We start from the raw sequence: 24,246 nt of genomic DNA on the forward strand, positions 1-24,246 counted from the left end.
GACGTGTTCGACCCCCGCGATCCCGCGTTCCTGGAAGACCCGTACCCCGCGTTCGCCGCACTGCGCAAGCAGGGCGACGTCCATTTTCACGACGGGCTCGGCTTGGCCGTCGCGGTGTCGCACGCCGCGTCGTCGGCGGTGCTGCGGCACCGCGGGCTGGGCCGGATCTGGCAGGACGCGCAGCCGCTCGAACGGTTCGCGTCGTTCAACCTGCTGCACCGCAACTCCCTGCTGGAGAACGAGCCGCCGGCGCACAGCCGCCTGCGCCGGCTGATCGCGGGCGCGTTCGGCCGCGGCCACGTGCAGCGGCTGCGTCCGATGGTCGCGACGCTCGCCGACCGCATGGTCGACGACCTCGCGGCCGCGATCGCCGCCGACGGGAGCGCCGACCTCCTCGAGCACCTGGCCCAGCCGCTGCCGGTCGCGGTGATCGCCGAGTTGCTGGGCGTCCCCGGCACCGACGGGCCGCGGATGGTCGAGCTGTCCAACGCGATCGTCAAGATGTACGAGTACGGCCTGCCCGAGGAGGGCCGCGACGCCGCCGAACGGGCCGCCGCCGAGTTCGTCGACTACGTCCGGTCGGTGGCTTCGGCTCGCGCCGACGCCCCGGGGGACGACATCATCAGCGACCTCCTGCGCAGCGAGCTGACACCGGACGAGCTCGTCGCGACCGCGGTGCTGCTGCTGATGGCCGGCCACGAAGCGACGGTCAACGTGCTCGGCAACGGCATCACGGCGCTGCTCACCCACCGGGACCAGTGGGAACGTTTGCTGGCGGCTCCTTCCTTGCTGGATTCGTGCGTCGAGGAGCTGATCCGGTTCGACGCACCGCTGCAGTTGTTCGAGCGGACGGCGACCGAGGACGTGTCGATCTGCGGACATGTCGTCTCGCAGGGCCAGAAGATCGGCGCGCTGCTGGGTGCCGCGGCTCGCGATCCGAAGGTGTTCGACGCGCCGGACACCCTCGACATCGGACGGACGCCGAACGCGCACCTCGGGTTCGGCCTCGGGATCCACTACTGCGTGGGGGCTCCTCTCGCTCGGGTGGAGATCGCCGCGGCGTTGAGTGCGTTGGCGGCGAAGCTGCCGGGGTTACGGCTCGCCGAGACACCGCGACGGCGGCCCGAGTTCGTGATCCGGGGACTGCGGGAGCTTCGGGTCACGGTGTGAACCGGGTCCGACGTGATCCGGGGCGGATCTCGCGTGACTGGACGCGGAACTCGCGTGATTGAAGGCGGAACTCGCGTGATGGGGGAGACATCACGCGTGATTGGAGGGGCGACACTCGGGTTCAGGGGGTTACTCCGGTGAAGAGGTCGTCTTCTTGGCCGGCGGGTGGGGTTGGGTGAGCGAGGTGGTAGTCCTCGTAGGGCCAGGCTTTTCGTTCGATCTCGCGTGCGTGGGCGAAAAACGGGTGGGCCGGGTCGATCTGGGTCTGGTGGGCCAGGAGGGCGCGGTCGCGCGTGGCGAAGTGGGACTCGCAGCGGATTCGGGTGGTGACGGGCAAAGCCGGCTCGAGCGGGAGTTCGGCGAGGACGTCGGTCAAGGCGGACTCCTCGCCGGCGGCCCGGGTCGCGTCGTGCAGGGCTTGGAACCAGGCCCGGCTCAGAGTTGCTTGGTAGTAGAGCTTTTGTGGTTGCCACGGTTCGCCGGTGCCCGGGTAGCGGGCGGGGTCGGCGGCCGCGGTGAAGGCTTCGAGCGTCACCTCGTGGGTGCGGATGTGGTCCGGGTGGGGGTAGCCGCCGGTTTCGTCGTACGTGATCACGACGTGGGGGCGGAACTCGCGGATCAGCGTCACCAAAGGGGCGGCCGCTTGCGAGAGTGGGAGGGCGGCGAAGCAGCCGTCAGGTAAGGGCTCGCCTTCGCCGGGCAGACCCGAGTCGACCAGGCCGAGGAAACGCTGGCGGATACCCAGGATCTCGGCCGCCGCGGCCATCTCACGGCGGCGGACCGCCGGGAGGTCGGCGCGGGTTTCGGGGGTGTCCACGGCCGGGTTGAGGATGTCGCCGCGTTCGCCGCCGGTGCAGGTGGCGACCAGGACTTCGACGCCTTCGGCCGCGTAACGGGCGAGGGTGGCCGCGCCCTTGCTGGACTCGTCGTCCGGGTGGGCGTGGACGCTCAGGAGGCGGAAAGTCATCGAGTACTCCTTCGAGGGTGAACGCGATCGTTCCCAGCGTGGACAGATCGAGTCGGTCCCGACGGTCACGATCGTCGCGCCGAGCTTCCACCACGCCGCGTCGGAACGGGCTACCGCCGTCGTCACCATCCACCCCGGAAGATCAGGTCGAACCTCAGATTAGGTCCGACCCAGTCACTGGGTCAAGCACAAACTTGGGTTCGACCCAGTAGAGTGAGGGCATGAGCGAGGGACTCCGGGCCCAGAAGAAGCACGAGACCAGGAAGACCATCTCCGACGTCGCGACGAAGCTGTTCATCCGCGACGGCTTCGAGGACGTGACGATCGCGGACATCGCCACCGAAGCGCGGGTCGCCAAGATGACCGTGACCAACCACTTCCCGCGCAAAGAAGACCTGGTCTTCGACATCCGCGCGGACTTCACGTCCTGGCCGGCCACCCTGGTCCGCGACAGCGTCTTCCACGACACGCGCGAGCTCTACTTCGAAGCGCTGGGCGCCGAGCACGCGCTGGTCGGCTTCTCGGGACCGGGTTTCGTGCGGATGATCAAGGAGAGCCAGGTCCTGACGAACGCCCTGCACGAAATGCACCGCGAGCGCGAGGCGGCCCTCACGCACCTGCTGATCCGGCGCCACCCCGAGCAAGGGCTCGAGCCGGTGCTCGCCGCCGCCCACCTCGCCACGGTGCTGCGAGTGCTCTTCCAGGAGGTCTCCGACCGGGCTCTCGAGGGCGAAAAAGGGATCTCCGACGCGCTGTGGCCCACCGCCGAACTGGCCTTCGACCAGTTGGAACCGGTGCTCGGCCGGTACTAGCGAGCCGCGCCGGAAGGCCGCGCGTTGCGCAGCTCGGGCTCCGGAGCCCCGGCCACCTTCAGCACGCGCATCGAGCGCACGGCCCGGGCGTCCGACGGCGCCAGCAGCGCCGAGAACCGCCGCACGACCAGCGCCGTCACCACGGCCAGAGCGGCCGCCGCCAGGTCGGTGAACGCGACCAGGACGACGCTGTCGGCCATCGACTGGACGTCGTCGCGGAAGCGCCAGACGATCGTGACGCCCAGCAGGACCCAGTTCAGCAGCCACGCGCCCCACCACACGAGCACCTGCCGCGACGGCTTCGGCCGGACGTCGCGCGGGCGGCCCAGCACCGCGTGCTCCAGCTCGCCGGCGATCGACAGCGCCATCGGGAGGTTCGCCACCGGCACGAGGACGCTGACCAGCACCTGCCACACCGGCCGCGGCGGGTCGTCGCCCGAGACGTCGGCCGCCGCCCGGCGGGCGACCAGCAGCCACCAGAGCGTCAGCCCGGCGGGCAACAGCGCGAGGATCGAGGCCAGCAGGCCCGCGGTGAGCACGAAACCGTCGGAGAACGCCACCACCGAGCGGTTCAGTGCGGACTCGCGCCCCTGGACGAGCAGCACGTACCGCCAGACCTCCGCGCCGGCGGCGACCACGGCGAGGACGGCGAACGCGAAGAGGACGCCGATCAGGCTGCGGCTGAGCACCGGCATCCGGTCGATCGGGCGGACCTCGTCCGACGCCGTGCCGGGCACCGACGTCGGGCGGCGCCAGACCAGGTTGGGGAAGCCCCAACGGGGCGGCACCGGGTACGACGGCGGCCCGAAGTACCGCTCGGGCGGCGTCACGCGGCGACGCGGCCACGCGCCCGGTGGCGGGGTCGCCACCCAGCGCAGCTTCGGCCGGTGCCCGGGACGCCGCTGGTACGGGTACGGCTCCGGCTGCGCGGCCAACGTCCGGCCCTGCAGCTGCTGGGCGTTCGGCGGCGGCGCTTGGCGCGGCCAGTACCCCGGGGGGTACTGAGGAGGCGGACCCGGCTGCAAGGCTAGATCACTTCGGGTTCGATGCCGGGGTGCTCGCCGACCATCGAACGGCCTTCGCGCTGCCACGCGCCCATGCCGCCGGCGACGTTCACCGCGTCCCAGCCGCTCTGGTTGAGCCAGGCGGTGGCTCGCGCGGACCGGCCGCCGCTGCGGCAGATCACGTGGATCGGCTGGTCTTCGGGCAGGTCGGCCAGCTCCCCGACGCGGGCGGGCAGCTCCCCCATCGGGATGTGCACCGCGCCGGGCGCGTGGCCGGCGGCCCACTCGTCGTCTTCGCGGACGTCGAGCAGCACGAGGCCGTCCTTGGGCAGGTCGCGGACCTCGACGGTCGGCAGTTCAGCAGGGCTCACCACGCTCTCCATGCTGCCATGCGGGGGCGTTGCCCGCGCGTGAGGTGGACGTACGAAGCCGGCCCGGCGTGACGGGGAGGTCGACACGTGTGATTGAGGAGTCGACACGCGTGATTGGAGGGTCGACACGCGGAACTCAGTGCGTGACGGCCTTCTCGGCACCCGCGCCGGTCAGCGCGCGCACCTCCATCTCGGCGTACTTCTTCGGGTTCCGTTCCTTGGACAGGACCGTGCCGAGCCAGCCGAGCAGGAACGCCGCCGGGATCGAGACCAGGCCCGGGTTGTCCAGCGGGAACCAGTGGAAGTCGACGCCCTGGATCATCGACGCGCTCTTGCCCGTCTTCGCGTCCACCGGCTTGCCCGAGACCGCCGGCGAAAACACGATCAGCACGATCGTGACGAGCAGGCCGCCGTAGATCGACCACAGCGCGCCCTGGGTGTTGAACCGCTTCCAGAACAGCGAATACAGGATCGTCGGCAGGTTCGCCGACGCCGCCACCGCGAACGCCAGGGCCACCAGGAACGCGACGTTCTGGCTCTTCGCCAGGATGCCGCCCGCGATGGCCAGGGCGCCGATCACCAGCGCCGTGATCCGGGCGACGCGGACTTCGCCGCCGGTGGAGATCTGGCCCTTCTTGATCACGCTCGCGTAGACGTCGTGCGCGAACGACGCGGACGCCGTGATCGTCAGGCCGGCGACCACCGCGAGGATCGTCGCGAAGGCGACCGCGGAGATGAACCCGAGCAGCACCGGGCCACCGAGTTCGAGCGCCAGCAGCGGGGCCGCCGCGTTGGTCGTCCCCGGGGCCTTGGCGATCTTGTCCGGCCCGACGATCGCGCCCGCGCCGTAGCCGAGCACCAGCGTGAACAGGTAGAACACGCCGATCAGCACGATCGCCCAGACCACCGAGCGACGCGCGTCGCGCGCGGTCGGGACCGTGTAGAAGCGCATCAGCACGTGCGGCAGGCCCGCCGTGCCGAGCACCAGCGCGATGCCGAGGGACAGGAAGTCGAGCTTCGTCGTGCCCGTCTTGCCGTACTGCTTGCCCGGGTCGAGCAGCGCCGCGCCGCCCTTGCCGCCGCGGTCGACGGCGGCCTGGAACAGGCTGGACAGGTTGAAGCCGTACTTGCCGAGCACCCACAGCGTCATCGCGAACGCGCCGACGATCAGCAGCGCCGCCTTGATGATCTGCACCCAGGTGGTGCCCTTCATGCCGCCGATCAGGACGTAGAGGATCATGATCACGCCGACGACGGCGATCACGATGTCCTGCCCCGCCTCGCCCGAAATGCCGAGCAGCAGGTTGACCAGGCCACCGGCGCCCGCCATCTGCGCGAGCAGGTAGAAGAACGACACGATCAACGTCGAAATCGCCGCCGCCGCGCGCACCGGCGTCTGCTTCATGCGGAACGCGAGGACGTCACCCATCGTGAACTTGCCGGTGTTGCGCAGCAGTTCCGCGACCAGCAGCAGCGCGACGAGCCACGCCACGAGAAAGCCGACCGAATAGAGGAAGCCGTCGTAGCCGTTGACGGCGATCGCACCCGCGATGCCGAGGAACGACGCCGCCGACAGGTAGTCGCCGGAAATCGCGATGCCGTTCTGCGGCCCGGTGAACGCCCGGCCGGCGGCGTAGTAGTCCGATGCCGTCTTCGTGTTCCGGCTGGCCCGGAACACGATCACCAGGGTGATCGCGACGAAGACCAGGAAGATGATGATGTTGAGGGTGGAATTGCTGCCCTCCACGCCCGCCGCGAGGTTCATTTTCCGGGCTCCCCTTCGATCCGGGCGCGGATCTCGTCGGAGACCGGGTCGAGCTTGCGGTTGGCGTAGCGGACGTACAGCCCGGTGATGACGAACGTCGAGACGAACTGCAGGAGGCCGAAGACCAGGCCGACGTTGATGTTGCCGGCCAGCTTCGTGCTCATGAAGCCGTGCGCGTAGTCGGCGAGGAGCACGTACAGCAGGTACCAAAGCAGGAACAGCGCGGTCATCGGGAACACGAACACCCGCAATCGGCGGCGCAGGTCCGTGAATTCGGGACTCCCCTGGATGGTCTCCCAGTCGGTCTGCGGCTCCGCGCCACCGACGTCGTGTTCGGTGCTGCTCACAGCGGATCTCCACCTTCCCCGTTCTCGTACTGGCCGTACTGTTTGAAGCCAACGGACCGTAAAGAGTGAACGGCGTAGTTGGTAAGCCCCCAATCGGGCGCTTGACCTTGAGTAGAAACCCACCGCGAGATTCGCGCACGTTGTCCGGTTAGCTGACCGGCATTCACACGATTGGGTAAAGAATTTCTGACCCGCTGTCAGCGCATCACTTGCGGTGCCGGCCCCGGCCGGCGATCCGCGTCTTCTCCTCGGCCTGGCCGAACCGCGCGACCGCCCTGTCCCGCATGAAACCGAGCGGATCGGGCGCGTGCAGCCGCAGCATGATGTCGTGCACGTGGTCCGGGCGCCCGTACCCGGTCGCGCGGCTGACGAAGTACGTCGTCACGAAGGCGACCGGCACGGTGATCAGCGCCGGCTGGTTGACGAACCACGGCGCCCAGCCGCCGGTGTAGCCGCTCACGACGTTGACGATCAGCGCGGCCAGCACGAGACCGCCGCCGACGAACATCCCGGCCAGCGCACCCGGCCAGGACAGCTTGCGCCACCAGATGCCCAGCACCAGCAGCGGGCTGAACGTCGACGCGGCGAGCGCGAACGTCAGCCCGATCGACAGCGAGATGTCCTCCGGCCGCAGCGCGACCGCCAGCGCGATCGGGAACAACGCGACCAGCCCGGTCGCGACGCGGAAGTCGCGGACCCGGCCGGGCAGCAGGTCGGTCGACACCACGCCGGCGACGCTGACCAGCAGCCCGGACGTGCTGGAGAGGAACGCGGCGAACGCGCCGGCCGCGGTGACCGCGCCGAGGATCTGGCCGCCGATGCCCGGCAGCATCGCCGAGGGCAACCGCAGGATCGCCGCGTCCGTCTTGCCGGTGACCAGCAGCTCCGGGACGTACATCCGCGACAGCGCGCCGAGCAGCGTGGGGAACAGGTAGAAGAGGCCGAGCAGCAGCAGGACGTGCACGGTCGTGCGGCGCGCGGCCTTGCCGTCGGGGTTGGTGTAGAAGCGGACCAGCACGTGCGGCAGGCCCATCGTGCCCAGGAACGTCGCGAACATCAGCGAGTACGTCTGGAGCAGGTCGGTGAGGCTGCCCGACCCCGGGTGCAGCCAGTTCGCGTTGTCCGCGACCGAGTCGCTGACCACCGGCACCGGTGTGCCGGCCAGGAACTTCAGCGTCGTGCCTTCGGAAACCGTGTGCGGGGCCAGCGGGGTCCAGTGCGTCGGCCCGGCGGCCGGGCCGTTGTCGGTGCGGCCGTAGGCCCAGAGGTAGGTGTCGCTCCGGACGGTGAGGGTGACGTCGGTTTGGACGTCCACTGTGGTGTCACCGGTGAACACCGGCGGCGCGGCCGCGCCGAGGGGGCGGAAGCCGTCCGGGCCGCCGCCGGCGAAGAAGACCATGCACAGCACGAACGCGGGCACCGAGATCGCGAACAGCTTGAGCCAGTACTGGAACGCCTGGACAACGGTGATCGCGCGCATGCCGCCGGCGATCACGTTGAACGCCACCACGACCATCACCGCGACCGCGCCGGCCCACACCGGCACCGGCAGGATCGTCGCCAGCGTCAGGCCGGCGCCCTGCAGCTGCGGGACCATGTAGAGGATCCCGATGAACACGACGAAAGCCGTCGAGAACCGGCGAAGGCCCTTCGAGCCCAGCCGCATTTCGACGAAGTCGGGCAGCGTGTACGCGCCGGAGCGCCGCAACGGCGCCGCGACGAAGAGCATCAGGGCGAGGTAACCCGCGGTGAAGCCGATCGGGAACCACAGCGCGTCGGCGCCGTCCTTGAGCACGATCCCCGCGATGCCGAGGAACGACGCCGCGGAGAGGTACTCACCGGAGATCGCGGCGGCGTTGCGGCGGGACCGCACGGTCCGCCGGGCGACCAGGAAGTCGTGCGTGCTCGTGGCCGAACGCGAAGAGCGGTGGCCGAGGAAGAACGTCACCACGGCGACCAGCACGATGCCGGTCAAGGCCCACGGGTTCAGCTGCACTGGGGAATCCTCGCACGAGTCAGTGCGAAACTAGTTTTCGATCATGTCCACGAACGCGCGTTCGTTGCGCTCGGCCAGCCGGTTGTACCAGATGCCGATGCCGAACAGGAACGGGAACGGGAGGACACCGAGGATCAGCCAGGCCACCGGGATACCGGCCAAGCTCAACCGGGAGAACCCCGGCACCAGGTAGAACAGCACCGGCAGCGAGCCGAACACGACGACGACGAGGCCGGACAGCAGCAACGCCGTCCGCAGCTGGACCTTCACCAGGTGGTCCTTCACGAGCAGCTTTCCCCAGCTGGTCTGCTCTTCCAGCTCGACGCGGGCGCGCAGGGTGCCGCCGCCGCGACGCTGGTCGTTGAGGATCACTCGTTCGCGCTTGGGCCTGGCGTGGTGATCCGGCTTCGGCGCCGGCTCGTTCTCCGGCGCCGGCGGGAGCGGCTCGACGATGGCCTGGTCCGTCGGCTGTGGCAACGGCCGTTGCTGACGGACGCGCCGGCCGAGTGTCGGATCGGGCTCTCGCACGCCGTTCGCGCGGCGCTCGTAGAAGTCGTCGGTCATGCCCGGGCCCGGCTCAGCCGTTCCGGCCCGAACCGACCAGCCGGTCCTTCAGCGCGCGGGTGTGCCGCCGGCTCACCGGCAGCACCTTCTCCTCGTTGCCGATCACGACCTGGTAGCCGCCCTGGCCCATGCGCAGCTCGGTGATGAGCGGCAGCGCGACCAGGAACGACCGGTGGATCCGGACGAAACCGGCCTTCTCCCAGCGTTCTTCGAGCTGGGCCAGCGGGATGCGGACCAGGTGGCTGCCTTCGGTGGTGAACAACCGCGCGTAGTCGCCCTGCGCCTCGACCCAGCGGACCGAGGAACGCGGGATGAGCTTGGTGGTACCGGCCAGCTCGACCGGGATGACCTCGTCGTCGTTCTTCACGCCCGGCTCGCCGCCCAGGGCGCCGGGCGTCGGCGCCGCGGCCGAAGCCAGCTTCTCGATGACGCGCGAGATCGCGCGGTCCAGGCGGTCCTGCTGGTACGGCTTCAGCACGTAGTCCAGGGCGCCGAGGTCGAAGGCGTTGACCGCCTCTTCCGCGTGCCCCGTGACGAACACGAGCGCGGGCGAGGGCCGGAGCGCGGCGAACACGCGCGACATCTCCATCCCGGACAACCCGGGCATGTCGATGTCGGCGAAGACGGCGTCGACGATCGGCAGGCCACGCTCCTTGCGGTCGCGTAGCCTCGGGTCGTCGGTCGACAGCAGCCGAAGCGCCTCCGACGCGTCGATCGCCGGGAACACCTTCGCGACGTGCGGGCTGTTGCGCAGGCAGTGGACGAGTTCGTCCAGACCTCGAGGCTCGTCGTCCACAGCCAGGACCACGAGCTTCCGGGTGTCATCGTGAGCACTCACAGTGAAACGCATCCTGCCCATTGCCGAGTGCAATGTCCAGCCCCCGTCTGCCTGAAGTGGCGGGACCCCGCCGGTGACGCCGCCACCAGCGGGGTCCCTCGCTATCAATGCACGAACGTGAACCAGTTGAGGTTCACGAAATCGGCGGGCTGACCGCTGGTGAAGGTCAGGTACACGTTGTGCACGCCGGTCACCGAGCTGACGTTCGCCGGGACGGTCCGCCAGCTCTGCCAGCCGCCCGTGTTGCCGACGGCGAAGCTGCCGATCGGGGCGTTGGACAGGCTGTCCAGGCGGACCTCGACCAGCCCGCTGACCCCGCCCGCGGCACCCGACGCCACGCGCGCCTGGAAGTTCGTCGCCGCGCTGCTCCCGAAGTCGACGTTCGGGTAGAGCGCCCAGTCGGCGTTGCCGGCCGGGCCGATGTTCTGGCCGCCGCCGGTGTCGCTGGTCGTCTGCTTCGCCAGGCCGTTCTGCTGGGTGTACGACTCGGCCTGGATGGTGCTGTACGCGTTGCCACCGCCGGACGGCGGAGTGGTGGTCGTGGTCGGCGGGGTCGTGGTGGTCCCGCCACCGGAGCCGCGCGTGGTGACCGTCACGTAGTCGACGACCATCGGGCGGCCCGGCACGATCCCCGGCCCCGGCGTCGTGGTGCCGGAGTTGTTGTTCGGGAACGCGCCGCCGATCGCCACGTTCAGCAGCACGAAGTAGCCCTGGTGGGTGGTCATGTTCGCCCACGTCGTCGCGTCGACCTGGTTCTGGCTGACCGAGTGGAACTGCTGCCCGTCGACGAACCAGCGGAACACCTGCGGGCTGACGCTCGCGTCCCATTCGAAGCGGTAGGTGTGGAAGGCCGACTGGCAGCTGCTGCCCGGGCACGCCCGGTTGGCGACGATGCCGGTGGTCTCGTTGCACGGGCCGCCCGGGTTGACGCCGCAGTGCAGGACGCCCCAGACGGAGTTGATCCCGTTGACGTTCTCCATGATGTCGAACTCGCCGACGGCGGGCCAGTTCCACCAGTTGCCGCGGTAGGGGCCGCCGAGGGCCCAGAACGCCGGCCAGTAGCCGAGGGCGGCCGCGCCGGTGACGTTCGGCATCTGGATCCGGCTTTCGATGCGCATGACGCCGCCGGCCGGGGGCTTGAAGTCGGTGCGCTGGGTTTCGATCCGCGCCGACGTCCAGTTGCCCGAGCCGTCGCGCAACGGCGTGATGCGGAGGTTGCCGGCACCGTCCTGCGAGAGGTTGGACGTGCTGGACGTGTAGTTCTGGATCTCGCCGGTGCCCCAGTTGCCGGGGCCACCGGGGTAGGCGTGGCCGGTGTCGATGATCCAGTTCGAGCCGGACGGCAGTGAGCCGGAGCCGCCGGTGAAGTCGTCGGCGAACACCGTCGTCCAGCCCGAGTCGGGCGGCGGGATGGACGCGGCGGCGGGCAGGGTCAGCGGGATCGCGATGAGCGCGGCGCCGAGCACGGCACCTAAGGCGAGTCTTCGGGAGTGGGGCATCGGGTACGACCTCCTCGTCGTCCGGATTTGTTGCCGATCGCAACAAACCCCGTTCACGAGGAAACCCGACGCCCCACGGGGAACTCCAGAGGCGCTACCCAGGAAGAGTGATCCAGGTCACAAAGTCTGCCCGGAAGTACCCAAACCGGACAGCTGCCTCACAGGCCGAAGCGGGACCAGGCTGCCTTCTGCGTCACCGCGTCGAGCACCGCGGACGCCGCGGCCGGAGCGCCGACGCCGAGCCGGGCCAGCAGCGGCCGCTTCGGCTCGGCGACCGAGATGTCCGCGTCCGGGTACCGCTCGGTGATGACCTGGCGGAGGCTGCCCAGACCGTCGATCAGGCCGTGCTCCAGCGCCTTCGCGCCGAGCCAGACGTCGCCGGTGAACAGGTCCTCGGTTTCGTTCAGCCGCGCGCCGCGGCGCTCCTTCACCCAGCTCACGAACAGCTCGTGGAGCTGGGCGTGCATCTTCTTCAGCCACTCGACGTCTTCGGGCTTCTCCGGCGAGAACGGGTCGAGCCGCGACTTGTTCGCGCCCGCCGTGTGCAGCCGCCGCTCGATGCCGAAGCGCTCCAGCAGCCCGGTGAACCCGAAGCCGCCGCTGATCACCCCGATCGAGCCGACCATCGACGTCCGGTGCGCGTAGATCTCGTCGGCCGCGCAGGCCAGCCAGTAGCCGCCGGACGCGGCGACGTCCTCGCAGAACGCGAGCACCGGCACGCCCTTCTTGTCGGCCAGCTGCCGGATCCGCTCCGCGACGAGCCCGGACTGCGTCGGCGCGCCGCCCGGCGAGTTGATCAGCAGCGCGACCGCCTTCAGCCGATCGTGGCCGAACGCCCTGGTCAGGGCCGTCTCGACGGCGGCGAGGTTGATCGCGCCCCTGGCCAGCGGCGACGGCGACGGCGTGATCACGCCGTGCAGCTTCACCACGGCCACGACGTCCTTGCGCTCCACCCGGTCGGCGAGCACCGGGATCCGCGAAGCCAGTTTGTCCGTAACGCTCATAACGCCAGGCTAGCGGGATTCAGCCCATGGGGAGGATGCCGGAGCGCGTGCCGTCGACGCCGTTCACCTCGGCGCCGTTGAGCTGGGCCGGTCCGCCCTGCGCCGGGACGTCGGCCTCGCCCGCGTCGTTCTCGGTGCTGTAGTCCGGCATGTTCGGCCGGACGCCCGGGACGAACTTGGGCACCCGCAGCGTCACCTTCATGCCGGCGCCGGGCGCGGTCTCGACCATCACCGCGTAGTCGCTGCCGAAGACCTGCTGCATGCGCTGGCTGATGTTGCCGAGCCCGACGTGCGCGCCGGTGCTGTGCGCGTTCTTGACGTCCTTGAGGCGCCGCGGGTCCATGCCGATGCCGTCGTCCTCGACGCTGATCAGGGCTTCGGTGCCGTAGTCCTGCGCGATCACCGTGACGCAGCCGCCGCTGGGCTTGCTGGCCAGGCCGTGCTTGACGGCGTTCTCCACCAGCGGCTGGATGATCAGGAACGGCACGACGACGCTGAGTACCTCGGGCGCGATCTTCATCCGCACCTCGAGCCGGCCGCCGAAGCGGGCGTTCTCGATGGTCAGGTAGCGGTCGATGTTGCGCAGCTCCTCGGCGAGCGAGGTGAACATGCCCGACGTGCGGAACGAGTAGCGCGTGAAGTCGGCGAAGTCCTGAAGCAGCTCTCGCGCCTCTTCGGGGTCGGTGCGGATCAGCGCGGAGATCGTGTTGAGCGCGTTGTAGACGAAGTGCGGCGAGATCTGCGCGCGCAGGGCCTTGATCTCGGCCTGCTGGAGCTGCTGCTTCGACTCGTCGAGCCGGGACAGCTCGAACTGCGTGCAGACGAACTGGGCGACGGCGTCGGCCATCTGCACCAGCCGTCCGCGGGTGCGGCCGACGACGATCAGCGCCGCCTCGGTCTCGCCTTCGACCAGCAGCGGCACGATCACCGCGGTTTTCATCCGGCAGGTGCCGCGGTGGTTGCACGGCATCCGGTCGTGCGCGACGACCTCGCGGCGGTGCTTGCGGATGGCCGCGCCGATCGCTTCGACGAGGTCGACGTAGTGCTCGTTCGCCTCGCCGTCCCAGGACAGCAGCGTGCCCTCGCTGTCGGTGATGCCGACGGCGACGCAGTCGAGCATCTGCAGCAGCTGGGTGGTGATCTTGTCGGCGGCGTCCTCGTCCAGGCCGGAGCGGAGGTTCGGCGCGGCCTTCGACATCCGGTGCACGGCCTGCAGCATGGCGTCCTCCACCACACTGGCCGGCTTGCGCTGTTTCACGAGCAGCACGATCACCGCGATGCCGAGCAGGACCGCGAGACCCCACGGGACGATCTGCGCAAGCGGAAACCCGGACACGGCGTCCATGCTCTGCGCTCGACCAACCGGGTGCAAGGCCTGATCCCACTTTCTGTCCAACTGTGATGACCGAGGGTTGGGGTGACCCTACTAAGAGTCGGTCGACCGGCCGACCGGTCACCGTGCGCAACGCGCGGGAGGGCCGTCCTGTTCCACCGGATCCGGGGAAAGCGCCAGGAAGGCGGCGGTTTCCCCGCCGCCGGTCGGTTCGGCGCCGGGGCCGGGTGCGGCGACGGCGCAACACGTGCGGCCGAACGGGGGAATCCCGGTGCGTGACGTGGCGACCACAGACGTCACCTGGCTACTTGAGCAGCCGTGACATCCGGCGATCGGCGAGCGGCTTGCCGCCGGTCTGGCAGGTCGGGCAGTACTGGAACGACTTGTCGGCGAACGAGATCTCGCGGATGGTGTCGCCGCAGACCGGGCACGGCAGCCCGGTGCGCGCGTGGACCCGCAGGCCTGAGCGCTTCTCGCCCTTCAAGCGCGCTGCCTTCTGGCCCACCGAGCGCCCGACCGCGTCGGACTCGATCTCGACGATCGCCTCGGCCAGGGTCTCCAGCGCGCCGTCGTCGAGCTTGCCGATCGTCGCGTACGGGGAGAGCTTCGCGCGGTGCATGATCTCGTCGGAGTAGGCGTTGCCGATGCCGGCGATCAGCGACTGGTCGGTGAGCGCCCACTTCAGCCGGGTGTTCTTCCCGGCGAACAGCTCGCGCAGCTGGACGGCGTCCAGCGAGAGGGCGTCCGGGCCGAGGCGCGCCACGCTCGCGATCTCCTGCGGGTCCTTCACGATCCACACCGCGAGGCCCTTCTTCGTGCCCGCTTCGGTGAGGTCGAAGCCGGGCCCGGTGGCGGACTCGAGGTGCACGCGCAGCGAGATCGGGCCCTTGCCCGGCTTGAGCGGCGCCGCGGCCAGGCCGTCGGACCAGCGCAGCCAGCCCGCGCGGGCCAGGTGGACGACCAGGTGCAGGTCACCGGCGACGACGTCGAGGTGCTTGCCGTGCCGGGTCGCGCCGGTGATCTCGCGGCCGTGCAGGTCGGTCCACGGCGGCAGCGCCGTCTTCAAGACGCTCAGCGATGCGACATCGATGCGGAAGATCGTCCGGCCGACGGCGTTCTCACGCAGGTGGTGCGCCAGGGCTTCGACCTCGGGCAGTTCGGGCATGCCCCCAGTTTCACCCCTTCGGCAGAAATGCGGTACCGGCTACTCGACCGGGTGCAGTGGCCCGTCGAAGTCCGGCAGCGAGTGGCGCTGGATCGTCTTGGAGATCTTCTTGACCTCGCCCTGCACGGTGAACATGCCGCGGATGGTGCCGACCCAGCGCTCGGACGGCCGATCGCGGTCCCCGTCGGTTTCCGCGACCACCGTCCACGGACGGCGCAGGATCCACCGCAGCGGGAAGAACAGCACCACGAGCAGTAGCGCCAGCAGCACCCACGCCGGGATGTTGACCTCGGTCGGCGTCCACACCACGAGGATCACCGCCAGCAGCACGGTCACCACGATCATCGCGATGCCGGGACCGTAGCTTCCCGCGACGTCGTGCTCGAAGTCGTCGGCCGTCGCCGGTGCGCGCCATTCCATCTGGGCACGGACCACCCAGTCGCGGCCGTCTTCGCCGCGTACCAGCCGGTTCATTCAGTTGCCTCCCGGGGCGCCCGCAGGGTGAGCACCACAACGGTACCGTGCCCGGGCTCACCCGCGCGAGGGAGGAATCGGACATCCCACCCGGTGAAGTTGATCTCCGCAGTTCAGGGAGCCGTCGAGCCGGTCGGCGTCGAATCCGCCGGTTCGCCCGAACCAGTGACGCCGGACGCGCTGCTCGGGCACGGCTTGCCGGACGTCGGCGTCACCGTCGTCGAAGGCTCGGTGGACGACGGGTCGCCGCCGGTCGGCTCCGGCTTGCCCGGCGCCGTCGTCGTGCTCTCCGGGCGGCCGGACGGCGACAGCTCGGGAGCGTCGGCGCTCTCCGGCACGGTCTTGTCGCTCGACTCCGTCATGTCCGTGCTCGTCGAGTCCAGCCGCGGCGACGTCTCCGGGTCGTCGGGCGCGCTGAGGGTCGACGACGAGAGGTCGTCGCGCGGGGTGTCGCCGTTCGGGCCTCGTCCCGTCCCGGTGCCGACGTTCCCGGCCGGGACATCGCCCCCGGGCCGGGCCGGCACCTCGTTCGCCGCCACCTGCCCGCCGCCGGTGCGCTGCCGCACCGGGACGGCGACCCCGGTGCCGCGGCCGTTGAGCACGCCGATGCCGATCCGCGGGTCCTGCTGCGGCTGCGGGGGCGGCTGCTGGTGCGGCCCGGTCGGCGGCACCACGACGAGCTCCGGCGCGCCGCCGGTCAGCCCGACGTCCTGCACCGGCGTCGTCCCGAACAGGACGGGACCGGCCGCGACGCCGACGGCGCCCACCGCGGCGGTCGACGCCAGCGCGAGACCGATCTTGACCTTCGACCCGACCAGGACGCCCTTGACCGTCGCACCCAGCCCGGCCAGCACGCCGCTGCCGCTCGCGGCGGCACCCGCGGCCGGCACCAGCAGCACCAGCACCCCGGCGTGCGCGCGCAGCGACGAGCAGACGTCGCGAAGTTCGTCCTGGGTGGCGCGGCACGACGAGCAGCCGTGCAGGTGCGCCTTGATCCGCTCGGCTTCGGCGCCGGTGACGCTGCCCGCGGTGAACCCGCCGAGTTTCTCGACGACCGCGCGGCACGAATCCGGCCCGCGATTCACCGAAAGGTGTGCCTGTAAGTACGCCGCGCGCAGGCCCTGACGGGCACGCCGGGCCAGCGCCGCGGTGGCGTTCGCGCTCAGCCCGAAGTGGGTGGCGACCATCGAGGGCTGCTCGCCCTCGACCTCGGTCTGCCACAGGACGGTCCGCCAGCGCTCGGGCAGGCTGGTGAAGGCCGTGGTGATCAGCGTGTGCTCGGCCGTGCGGGCGTGCGTGTCGGCGCCCGCCCCGGCGCGGAAGGTCAGCTCGTCGTCCGACACGGGGACGTCCCGGCGGGCACCGTGCCACTCCCAGGAGACCCGGCGGGCGACGGTCAGGAGGTAGGCGCGGACGTAGTCCCGGGGGCCGGAGCCACGACGAAGGGCCTGGAGCACGCGGAAGAACGTCTCCGCGGTGATGTCCTCGGCTTCGGACCGGTCGGAAGCCAGGCTCTGAGCCAGTCTCCGGACGGCGGCGGCGTGCAGCTCGAACAGCTCCCCGAACGCGGCGTCTTCACCGTTTCGAAGTCGTTGCAGCAATGCCTGCTCGTCGGATTCCGAGGCCGCTGGTGGCGGCGCAGTGCCCAGCTCGGTCATCCGGCCCGGCACCTCCTCCCCGAAGGTCTCCCCGTTCGGTCGAATGGGGACACCATACGGAGGGAATCAGCCGTCGTCACCCCTTGTACGCCAGCTGTGACACCGAAGCACCGGGTCAGCGCACGCGGGGACCCGCTCATCGGAGCAGTTTCACGTTGGTATAGAGTTCTTTCAACAGCAACGCAGTGCGGATGTAGCGCAGCTGGTAGCGCATCACCTTGCCAAGGTGAGGGTCGCGGGTTCGAATCCCGTCATCCGCTCGAGTGCGAGAGGGCCAGGTCGGCAGAAAGCGCCGACCTGGCCCTCTCGCCGTTTTGCCCGGGGGCCGAGCCCCCGGATCCCCACGGTGCGGCAGCCAGACTTCGCGCGTGAACGGCCCCGATGACTGCGATCACGGAGTCCGGTTGCTTTCTGGCCGGATTCGTGGCGGTTCGGCAACTGTTTCCGCTGGTGTTCCGGCCGCGTTCCCGCGATGCCACCTCTTCGGGTGATGCTCGGACAGGACCGACTCGCCGGGCCCCGCGGGGGTCTTGAGCAGTACTGCTCAGGCGCGATTGCGATGTGGCCGCAGCTCGGCCGGTGAAGCTACAGCTCGTAGACGTCCAGGACCGTCGGGGCCACCGGGGTCAGGTGCGGGTCTTCGCGTTCGGTCACCTGGCCGCGGGCCATGCGGTACACGCGGAACTCGTTGTCGTGCTCGGGGTCCTGGTCGTCCCAGAGGTGCAGGAGGCCGTACGACCCCGGGGCCAGCTCGCCGGCCCGGGTGAACAGCTCCAGCAGCTCCGGGGCCAGGCGGCCGCCGTGCTTGTCGAAACCCGCGAAGTGGAGCATCGGCATGCCCGCGCTCCAGCGGAGGTCGACCAGGTCGAAGTCACCCGCGTCGCGGATTGCGCGATGCACGCGGTCGACCAGGCGCTCCAGGAGCGCCGCGTCGTCGTCGCCGCTCGCGGTCGCCTGGATGGTCACCCAGCCGTGATATTCGAACACCCGCAGAACGGTAGCAAGAGATCAACCGCGAGCTCAGCGGGCCAGCGCGGAGGGCTTCCCGTCTCGGCGCAGGACGTTCGTCAGCACCCCTTCGCCGTGCCGCTCGAACGCGGGCACGAGCTTCTCGCCGAACACGCAGAGCGTGCGCTCCCACGGGTGGCCGAGCGTGCCGAACGAGAAGTCCGACGCGAGGAACAGGTGGTAGTCGGCGCGCGGGAACACCGGCACCGGCCAGCGCGCGCCGTCGGTCATCCGGTGCGGGCGGACGCGGTAGGACTGGTGTTGCCAGTGCAGCGCCCACATCCAGTCGTCGGGGCCGCAGACCTCGCGGAACGCGGCCAGCGCGATCGCCGAGACCTGGTGCTTCTCGACGGCGTACGGGCCGAGACGGAACTCGGCCGAGGCGCGGTCGAGGTCACCGGGCGAAAGGTCCCAGGTCCGCGACGGCGCCGGCTCGCGGAAGCCCGGCCAGGCGTGGGCGTAGGTGCTCGGCCAGAACGCCAGCTTGTCGTACACCCAGTACCAGGCGGGTTCGTCGGCGACGCGGGAGATGGCTTCCCAGGCAGCATTCACTGTTACGACCTCTGACTCGGCCGGGCACGAAAGAACACGCGAAAGCTTCGTGTTCGGCCTCCGGTTTGTCCAGTCCTCATCCGCTGACCGCGAGCTGCGTCACTCGACCGGGTGGGTTCCGACAGATTGTCACCAGGCCGGGGTGCTTCAGACGACGACGTAGCCCATCAGGAACTCCTTGGTCTTCCCCTCGCAGCCGGCGTCGAGCGAATCGAAGTGACTCGCGCCCGCGTTGCAGCGGTAGATCGCCCGCGCACTCGCCCAGGAAGGCGGGTTGGCGTAGACGTGCCCGAGCAGGCCGAGTGACTGCTGACCCTCGCACTTGCCGCTCTGGTCGGTCGAGGTGAACCAGTCCTTCCGGTCCTTCACCTTGCAGGCGAACAGCTTCCGCGTGCCCGGCTCGGCCGTCGCGACGAGCGCACCGAACACGCCTTCCTTCGTGAAACCGGCCGGCGGGCCCACCTTCTTCGTGCCGCTGAAGTGACCGCCGTCCGGGTGGTGGTACCGGATCAGCGGCACCTCGGCCGGGTGCGGCTTGTCGCCGGCGGTCGACGGCGGGGCGGAACTCGCGCCCGGCAACGCGGCCGTGCTCGGGGACGGCGTGGGCTTCTTGGTGCTGGGTTTCTTGGTCGTCGACGGCGTGGCGGACGACGTCGACGCGGGACCGGGAGCGCTCGCGGCCGCCGGCGTGGTGCCGTCCGGCTCGAGGAGGAAGATCGCGCCCAAAGCGGCGACGACGGCGATCGCCACCCCGGTCAAGACCAGCGGCAACCGCTTCTTCCGCGGCGGCTTCCAGTCCACTGTGGTCGGTGACGGCGCGGCCACCTTCGCCGTCACCGGCTCGAAGGCGAGCGTCGGCAACGAGGCCGGGTCGACCGCCTGCGTCGGCGAGTCCACGATCGCGCTGCGCGCGGCGGAAAGCAGCCCCCGCAGCCCGGACGCGCCCAGCCGGTCCGAAGCGGACTGCGTGAGCAGCCCGCGGACGGCGTCGGCGAGCGGGCCGCGGCAGCGCTCCAGCACCGGCTGGTCGTACATGATCGCGTGCAGGGTCGCGGCCGTCGTCGTGCGCTGGAAGGGCGCCCGGCCTTCGGCGGCGTGGAAGAGTGTCGCGCCCAGCGACCAGAGGTCCGACGCCGGCGACGGCCCGGCCCCGGCGAACAGCTCGGGCGCCATGTACCCGGGCGAGCCCATGACGCCGCCGGTCTGCGTCAGCGCCGGGTCGTCCATCGCCCGCGCGATGCCGAAGTCGGCGAGCTTCACGCGGTCGCCGGGCAGCACCATGATGTTGCTGGGCTTGACGTCCCGGTGCACGACGCCGGCGGCGTGCGCGCTCTCCAGCGCGCCCAGCACCTGCAGGCCGAGCGCGGCGACGCGGTCGTTCGCCAGCGGTCCTTCGCGCCCGACGACGTCGGCGAGCGTCGGCGCGACCACCAGCTCCATGACGATGAAGGTCGCGCCCTGCTCGCTGACGACGTCGTAGACCGTGACGACGCCGGGATCGTTGAGCCGCCCGGCGGTCCGCGCCTCGCGCATGACCCGCTCGAGGTTGGTACCCGGCGGGGTGGCCAGTTCCTTCAGCGCGACGGGCCGCCCGAGCACCCTGTCCTCGGCGCGCCAGACGACGCCCATGCCGCCGCGGCCCAGCTCGGCCGAGATCGCGTACCGTCCCGCGACCAGTCTCATCGTCGCCCCCCTGAACGCTCGGGGGCGATGCTAGTGGTTGCCGTCGGAGGTCATCCGGGGGTATTCGGCGGATCCAGGTGTTCGCTGGGCGTGCGGCCGCGAGGTCCTCGTACCGGGTCGTATTCGGACCTTGCGGCCGTGCGCCCAGCGGGAAGCTGGGCCGTCGAGACCCCGGAGGACTTCCGACGGTGACCACTGGGGGAGGCGCCGGGCGGCCGCGGCGCCTCCCCGGCTCAGGCGGCGTCCCAGAGCGTGAGGAACGCCGACGCCTCGCTGCGGGCCCAGGGCCGCAGCCGTTCGCGGTCGCGGGCCGACAGCTGGAACTCCTTGCTCCGGCGGACGTCGATCACCAGCGCGTGGCCACCCGGCAGGACGTCCGGCATCGCCTGCTCCAGCACCCACAGCGCCAGCTGCGCCGAGTCCTTCGTCAGCGGTTCCTCCTTGAAGTAGAGCCAGGTCGCGTACCGGCGGCCGTCGCTCTTGCGGAGCCCGAGCTGCGGGCTGACGCCGATCTCGAGGTCGCCGATCCGGCAGCGGCCGCGCCCGACCTCGACCAGCTTGGGCGACTTCCGGCCGAGGTACCTCAGCCAGCCCTCGGCTATCGCGGCGTAGTGCGGTTTCGTCCGGTCGTCGGCGGCGTTGACGAGGGCGCGCAACGCCGTCGCGTCCTGCCCCGCCGCCCGGCCGGACCGCACGGCGTTCGCCGCCCTCCGGTAGTAGTTGAACGCGGCCCGGGCCGGGTCCTCGTACAGCCGGCGCTGCCGCCGGACGAACGACGACCGCGACGGACCGGTACTCGCGCTGTAGCCCACGAATGTGGGCAGGGTGATGTAGGCCATGGCCCTGCCTTCCTCCATCACGCCACCCGCGGGTGCGAGCGGCATCTCCCCTGGACAACGCCCATTTTAGAACATATGTACGACAGTTTCGGCGTCCGAGAAGGTGACTAGGGCAAGGTGAACGTGACGAGGTCCGTCGACTCGGTCCGCGTGAGCGGCAGCCCGTCGATCGGCCGGGTCAGCACCTGGGCGTACGGCCCGCCGGCCGCCGCGGCCTTGAGCAGCACGACCTGGCGGACACCGTACTTCCGCAGCACCGCGACGCTGCGCGCGTCCGGAAACGTCTTCGTCGCCTTCACTATCTCGCCGTACTGCGGCGGCAGCAGGCCGTTGTGGCCGTTGACCAGCGACGGGAAGCCGTCGGTCGACCAGAGCTGGTAGACGTACTCGCTGAACTCACCCAGCCCCTGCCGCACCGGCAGGATCAGCGTCGGCGGTGGCGAGCCCTCGAAGGTCCGGGCCAGGTCGGGCGGGATGCCCGCCGGCGACGAGTGGGGTTCGGCCGGCACGCCTTCGAGCAGCGCGAGGAGCAGCGAGACGCCGATCAGCGCCCGCAGGTACGGCGCGTCCGGGCGCTCGCGGACCAGCTCGGCCCACCTCGTCATCGCGCCCGCCGCGAGCAGCGCGAGCAGCAGGATCACCCACAGCATCAGGCGGCCCGGGGTGCGCAGCGCGTCCCAGCCCGGCAGGAAGTTCCACAGCAGGTAGTAGGTGAAGTACCCGCCGAAGAACTGCGAACCGAGCGCGAACGCCGTCACGACGACCGTGCCGATGCCGAGACCCACCCGCACCCGGACCGGCCACGCGCTGACGAACAGGCCCGCCACCGCCACCAGCAGCAGCGCCAAACCGGGGAACAGCAGCTTCTCCGACGCACCCGTCGCCGACAGCCACCCCGGGTCGGCGAAGACGCCGCTCTTGAGGTTGAACGGGCCGCGCTGCCAGAACCAGGTCTCCGTGGGGGCGGCGACAAGACCCTGCGGAGGCGGCGAGAACTGCTGCACCTCACGCCAGGAGCGGGTGAAGCCGTACTGATCGACGACCCGCCGGTACGGGATGGTCATGAGGTAGGTGACGACGACGAACACCGCGATGCCGGCGCCGTCGGCGATCGCGAGCCGGGCACCGAACCGGCGCCGGACCGCCGTCACCACGAGGACGACGCCGAGGACCCCGAGCAGGTAGACGAACGGCAGCCCGATCGCGAACCCGAGCGTGACCTGCCAGGCCGCGACCAGCCAGCCGGCGAACGCCCACCACGGCCGGGCCGGCCCGGGCCACCGGCCGTGGCGCAACGAGAAGCCGTGGCCACGGGCGAGCGCGAACAGGGCCAGCGCGATCCCGCCGGTGGACAGGATGTTGAGGTGGCTGGCGTGGCTCAGCCGCCACGGCGCCCAGGCGAACGCGAGGCCGGCCAGCGCCGCGGCCGTCCAGTGGCCGCCCAGCTGGCGGACCAAGACGTACGCGCCGGCGTAGGCGAGCGCACCCGCGAGGAGGTAAGCGGCGTTGTAGCGCAGGAGCGCGGCGTACGGGCCGTCGCCGAAGAAGCTCAGCGGCAGGTAGCCGAGCAGGGAGTCGGAAAAGGCGTAGCTGCCGGTCGCCGGGAACAGCGTGTTGCCCGTCCACAGGTCGCCGCCGGCGGTGAGGAAGTGGTGCTGCCACGCCAGTTGCCAGGCCTGCAGCAGCGGGTCGCCGGGTTCGCCGGCGACCGTCGACTTCGGGTGGAGCACCACCGGGAGGTTGAACAGTGCCGCGAGCACGAAGCCGGTGAACACGGCGAAAGCGCCTTCTCGCGCCCGCGCGCGACCGGTGCGCACGGGGCCCGCGAAGGCCCGCGGATGCTCATCGGTGATCACCGACGCCCCCTCTCGATCTCCACCAACGCAGCGGTGCCCACGGGAAGGACTCCCGAAACGGCGTCGCGTGCGCTACGTTGCCGATCAACCTCAAAACGCAACCTCGCAGGTCGGCCGTGCGTGCCAGACTGATGCCCCGAACGGTGGATGGGGGTCTGAACCATGAGCTGGCAGGAAGAACTGCGCCGTCTCGACGCGGACCTGGCGGCCGGCCGGATCGAGCCCGCGGCGCACCGCAAGCAGCGCGAAGAGCTGCTCGCGCAGGCGTCCGGCTCCACCGTGCCGTCCCCGGTGCCCGCGCCCTTGCGCCGTCCCTCCTGGCACAGTGCCAATCCCGCGGCCGCCCCGGCGCACCCGGTCACGCCGGTCCACCCGGTGACCCCGGTCCGGACGCCTGCCCAGGCCCAGCCGCCCGCCCACATCGAGATCCCGTGGGCGCGGCCGCCGAAGCCGGCCGCCGGGCCGCGTTCGTTCCAGACGCCCGGCACCAGCGGGGTGCCGCCGATCCCCGAATACATGACGACCGCGCCCAGCCCGGCCGACATCACTCCCACCCGGTACCTGGCGGTGGAAGGCTCGGTGGGCATCCCGCCGGCGAGCCGGTTCCCGCCGATCGACGCCGGGGGCGCCTCGCCGGCCGAGGAGGCGGAAGAGCGCGGCCGGCACCGCTGGAACAACCCCCGCGGCCGGCCGACGTGGCTGTTCCTCGGCCTCGGCGTGCTGGTCGTGCTGGTCATGGTCGTGGGCGGCACGATGTGGCTGGGCTCGGACGACGAGCCCACCGGGCGGGCGAGCGGGCCCGTCGCCCCGCCGAGCACGTCCGCCTCCGGGTTGCTCGGCGGCGTCGAGGACCGGCTCCCGAAGCTGCCCGGCACCCAGAACAGCGACAACTCGACGATGTCGCTCGACCGCGCGGTCGAGCTCGGCGTGTTCGCCAAGCCCACGGCGGAGGTGCTGCGCCGCAACGGCGGCAGTGAAGTCGTCTTCCGCGGCTCGGCCGTCGACGCGGGCAGCAACCTGGTGATGGTGGTGCCGATGCCGGGGCCCGCGAACGCCGAAGCCGCCGTGGAAGCGCTGTACAGCAGCGCGCTCACCAACGGGTTCGACGCGGTGCAGTCCGACCTGCGCACCGCCGTCGCGACCACGGGCGACACCCAGGTCCGGGCGACCTGGTACACCTCCGGCGGCATGGTCGTGAACGTCGGTGTTTCGCAGACGCAGAAGCTGGGCGACGAAGCCCTGACCGCCCGGCTGGGCCAGGTGCTGCAGGACCTGCGCGCGGTCCTCCCGCCCGGGTGAACCGGACCGGGCGCGCACATCACCCCGGGCCCGGCCCCGAAA

The 24,246-nt window shown here is 70.7% G+C and carries 22 protein-coding genes and 1 tRNA gene; 4 read left to right on the top strand and 19 right to left on the bottom strand.

Annotation, left to right across the window (positions count from 1 at the left end):
* Positions 1-3 precede the first annotated feature (3 nt).
* Positions 4-1,170, top strand: coding sequence for a cytochrome P450 (locus AB0N03_RS40360; RefSeq protein ID WP_364383893.1), 1,167 nt, complete (start codon positions 4-6; stop codon positions 1,168-1,170).
* 121 nt (positions 1,171-1,291) lie between these two features.
* Here the strand turns inward: AB0N03_RS40360 and mca are convergent, their stop codons facing one another.
* Positions 1,292-2,137 carry a mycothiol conjugate amidase Mca gene (mca, locus tag AB0N03_RS40365; RefSeq protein ID WP_364383896.1) on the bottom strand — a complete coding sequence of 282 codons (846 nt, stop codon included), beginning with the start codon at positions 2,135-2,137 and terminating at the stop codon, positions 1,292-1,294.
* A gap of 221 nt (positions 2,138-2,358) precedes the next feature.
* Here mca and AB0N03_RS40370 point away from each other — a divergent pair, with 221 nt between their 5' ends.
* Complete coding sequence (locus tag AB0N03_RS40370) at positions 2,359-2,949, top strand: TetR/AcrR family transcriptional regulator (protein WP_364383899.1); 591 nt, start codon at positions 2,359-2,361, stop codon at positions 2,947-2,949.
* Here the strand turns inward: AB0N03_RS40370 and AB0N03_RS40375 are convergent.
* The 13 genes from AB0N03_RS40375 to AB0N03_RS40435 all read right to left on the bottom strand — a co-directional run bounded on the left by AB0N03_RS40375 (position 2,946) and on the right by AB0N03_RS40435 (position 16,967).
* Positions 2,946-3,974 carry a DUF4328 domain-containing protein gene (locus AB0N03_RS40375; RefSeq protein ID WP_364383902.1) on the bottom strand — a complete coding sequence of 343 codons (1,029 nt, stop codon included), beginning with the start codon at positions 3,972-3,974 and terminating at the stop codon, positions 2,946-2,948. The genes AB0N03_RS40370 and AB0N03_RS40375 overlap by 4 nt on opposite strands.
* A 2-nt stretch (positions 3,975-3,976) precedes the next feature.
* Entirely contained in the window at positions 3,977-4,336 is a 360-nt protein-coding gene (locus AB0N03_RS40380) for a rhodanese-like domain-containing protein (protein ID WP_364383905.1), read from the bottom strand.
* 124 nt (positions 4,337-4,460) lie between these two features.
* Entirely contained in the window at positions 4,461-6,089 is a 1,629-nt protein-coding gene (locus AB0N03_RS40385; RefSeq protein ID WP_364383907.1) for a cation acetate symporter, read from the bottom strand.
* Positions 6,086-6,436, bottom strand: coding sequence for a DUF485 domain-containing protein (locus AB0N03_RS40390; protein ID WP_364383910.1), 351 nt, complete (start codon positions 6,434-6,436; stop codon positions 6,086-6,088). The genes AB0N03_RS40385 and AB0N03_RS40390 overlap by 4 nt, the downstream gene beginning before the upstream one ends.
* Before the next feature lie 205 nt (positions 6,437-6,641).
* Complete coding sequence (locus AB0N03_RS40395; RefSeq protein ID WP_364383912.1) at positions 6,642-8,432, bottom strand: cation acetate symporter; 1,791 nt, start codon at positions 8,430-8,432, stop codon at positions 6,642-6,644.
* Between the two features lie 30 nt (positions 8,433-8,462).
* Positions 8,463-8,996, bottom strand: coding sequence for a hypothetical protein (locus AB0N03_RS40400; protein WP_364383915.1), 534 nt, complete (start codon positions 8,994-8,996; stop codon positions 8,463-8,465).
* Between the two features lie 13 nt (positions 8,997-9,009).
* Positions 9,010-9,846 carry a LytTR family DNA-binding domain-containing protein gene (locus AB0N03_RS40405; RefSeq protein WP_364383918.1) on the bottom strand — a complete coding sequence of 279 codons (837 nt, stop codon included), beginning with the start codon at positions 9,844-9,846 and terminating at the stop codon, positions 9,010-9,012.
* Between the two features lie 92 nt (positions 9,847-9,938).
* A complete protein-coding gene (locus tag AB0N03_RS40410) occupies positions 9,939-11,333 on the bottom strand; it encodes a glycoside hydrolase family 16 protein (RefSeq protein WP_364383921.1) in 1,395 nt (464 codons plus the stop codon).
* 158 nt (positions 11,334-11,491) lie between these two features.
* Positions 11,492-12,337 carry a S49 family peptidase gene (locus AB0N03_RS40415; protein ID WP_364383924.1) on the bottom strand — a complete coding sequence of 282 codons (846 nt, stop codon included), beginning with the start codon at positions 12,335-12,337 and terminating at the stop codon, positions 11,492-11,494.
* Between the two features lie 19 nt (positions 12,338-12,356).
* Positions 12,357-13,682 carry a histidine kinase gene (locus AB0N03_RS40420; RefSeq protein WP_364383927.1) on the bottom strand — a complete coding sequence of 442 codons (1,326 nt, stop codon included), beginning with the start codon at positions 13,680-13,682 and terminating at the stop codon, positions 12,357-12,359.
* 292 nt (positions 13,683-13,974) lie between these two features.
* A complete protein-coding gene (locus AB0N03_RS40425; RefSeq protein ID WP_364383929.1) occupies positions 13,975-14,835 on the bottom strand; it encodes a DNA-formamidopyrimidine glycosylase family protein in 861 nt (286 codons plus the stop codon).
* Positions 14,836-14,874: 39 nt separating this feature from the next.
* Positions 14,875-15,309 (bottom strand): DUF983 domain-containing protein, encoded by a 435-nt coding sequence (locus AB0N03_RS40430; protein ID WP_364383932.1) that lies wholly within the window; start codon positions 15,307-15,309, stop codon positions 14,875-14,877.
* A gap of 113 nt (positions 15,310-15,422) precedes the next feature.
* Positions 15,423-16,967 carry a sigma-70 family RNA polymerase sigma factor gene (locus tag AB0N03_RS40435; protein WP_364383935.1) on the bottom strand — a complete coding sequence of 515 codons (1,545 nt, stop codon included), beginning with the start codon at positions 16,965-16,967 and terminating at the stop codon, positions 15,423-15,425.
* Between the two features lie 187 nt (positions 16,968-17,154).
* On the opposite strand from AB0N03_RS40435, the gene AB0N03_RS40440 reads away from it, so the two are divergent.
* A tRNA-Gly gene (locus AB0N03_RS40440) sits at positions 17,155-17,227 on the top strand.
* A gap of 325 nt (positions 17,228-17,552) precedes the next feature.
* On the opposite strand, the gene AB0N03_RS40445 is transcribed toward AB0N03_RS40440, so the two are convergent.
* The 5 genes from AB0N03_RS40445 to AB0N03_RS40465 all read right to left on the bottom strand — a co-directional run bounded on the left by AB0N03_RS40445 (position 17,553) and on the right by AB0N03_RS40465 (position 22,905).
* Positions 17,553-17,954, bottom strand: a complete 402-nt coding sequence (locus tag AB0N03_RS40445) for an immunity 7 family protein (RefSeq protein ID WP_364383938.1) — start codon at positions 17,952-17,954, stop codon at positions 17,553-17,555.
* A 33-nt stretch (positions 17,955-17,987) separates the two neighbouring features.
* Entirely contained in the window at positions 17,988-18,527 is a 540-nt protein-coding gene (locus AB0N03_RS40450; RefSeq protein WP_364383941.1) for a DUF2716 domain-containing protein, read from the bottom strand.
* Positions 18,528-18,674: 147 nt separating this feature from the next.
* On the bottom strand, positions 18,675-20,210 hold the full coding sequence (locus AB0N03_RS40455; RefSeq protein ID WP_364383944.1) for a serine/threonine-protein kinase: 1,536 nt from the start codon (positions 20,208-20,210) through the stop codon (positions 18,675-18,677).
* A 233-nt stretch (positions 20,211-20,443) separates the two neighbouring features.
* Positions 20,444-21,049 carry a hypothetical protein gene (locus AB0N03_RS40460; RefSeq protein ID WP_364384025.1) on the bottom strand — a complete coding sequence of 202 codons (606 nt, stop codon included), beginning with the start codon at positions 21,047-21,049 and terminating at the stop codon, positions 20,444-20,446.
* Between the two features lie 107 nt (positions 21,050-21,156).
* Entirely contained in the window at positions 21,157-22,905 is a 1,749-nt protein-coding gene (locus tag AB0N03_RS40465; RefSeq protein ID WP_364383947.1) for a hypothetical protein, read from the bottom strand.
* Positions 22,906-23,067: 162 nt separating this feature from the next.
* On the opposite strand from AB0N03_RS40465, the gene AB0N03_RS40470 reads away from it, so the two are divergent.
* Positions 23,068-24,204, top strand: a complete 1,137-nt coding sequence (locus tag AB0N03_RS40470; RefSeq protein ID WP_364383949.1) for a hypothetical protein — start codon at positions 23,068-23,070, stop codon at positions 24,202-24,204.
* Positions 24,205-24,246 lie beyond the last annotated feature (42 nt).

Origin of the sequence: Amycolatopsis sp. NPDC051061 (assembly GCF_040682935.1) — a bacterium.
Lineage (GTDB): Bacteria > Actinomycetota > Actinomycetes > Mycobacteriales > Pseudonocardiaceae > Amycolatopsis.

Bases quoted from the DNA above. Each gene is read 5' to 3' on its own strand.
- AB0N03_RS40420 (WP_364383927.1), bottom strand. From the start codon at position 13,682: ATGGACGCCGTGTCCGGGTTTCCGCTTGCGCAGATCGTCCCGTGGGGT.
- AB0N03_RS40380 (WP_364383905.1), bottom strand. From the start codon at position 4,336: ATGGAGAGCGTGGTGAGCCCTGCTGAACTGCCGACCGTCGAGGTCCGC.
- AB0N03_RS40410 (WP_364383921.1), bottom strand. From the start codon at position 11,333: ATGCCCCACTCCCGAAGACTCGCCTTAGGTGCCGTGCTCGGCGCCGCG.
- AB0N03_RS40455 (WP_364383944.1), bottom strand. From the start codon at position 20,210: ATGAGACTGGTCGCGGGACGGTACGCGATCTCGGCCGAGCTGGGCCGC.
- AB0N03_RS40435 (WP_364383935.1), bottom strand. From the start codon at position 16,967: ATGACCGAGCTGGGCACTGCGCCGCCACCAGCGGCCTCGGAATCCGAC.
- AB0N03_RS40425 (WP_364383929.1), bottom strand. From the start codon at position 14,835: ATGCCCGAACTGCCCGAGGTCGAAGCCCTGGCGCACCACCTGCGTGAG.
- AB0N03_RS40400 (WP_364383915.1), bottom strand. From the start codon at position 8,996: ATGACCGACGACTTCTACGAGCGCCGCGCGAACGGCGTGCGAGAGCCC.
- AB0N03_RS40385 (WP_364383907.1), bottom strand. From the start codon at position 6,089: ATGAACCTCGCGGCGGGCGTGGAGGGCAGCAATTCCACCCTCAACATC.
- mca (WP_364383896.1), bottom strand. From the start codon at position 2,137: ATGACTTTCCGCCTCCTGAGCGTCCACGCCCACCCGGACGACGAGTCC.
- AB0N03_RS40370 (WP_364383899.1), top strand. From the start codon at position 2,359: ATGAGCGAGGGACTCCGGGCCCAGAAGAAGCACGAGACCAGGAAGACC.
- AB0N03_RS40460 (WP_364384025.1), bottom strand. From the start codon at position 21,049: ATGGCCTACATCACCCTGCCCACATTCGTGGGCTACAGCGCGAGTACC.
- AB0N03_RS40405 (WP_364383918.1), bottom strand. From the start codon at position 9,846: ATGCGTTTCACTGTGAGTGCTCACGATGACACCCGGAAGCTCGTGGTC.
- AB0N03_RS40415 (WP_364383924.1), bottom strand. From the start codon at position 12,337: ATGAGCGTTACGGACAAACTGGCTTCGCGGATCCCGGTGCTCGCCGAC.
- AB0N03_RS40470 (WP_364383949.1), top strand. From the start codon at position 23,068: ATGAGCTGGCAGGAAGAACTGCGCCGTCTCGACGCGGACCTGGCGGCC.
- AB0N03_RS40430 (WP_364383932.1), bottom strand. From the start codon at position 15,309: ATGAACCGGCTGGTACGCGGCGAAGACGGCCGCGACTGGGTGGTCCGT.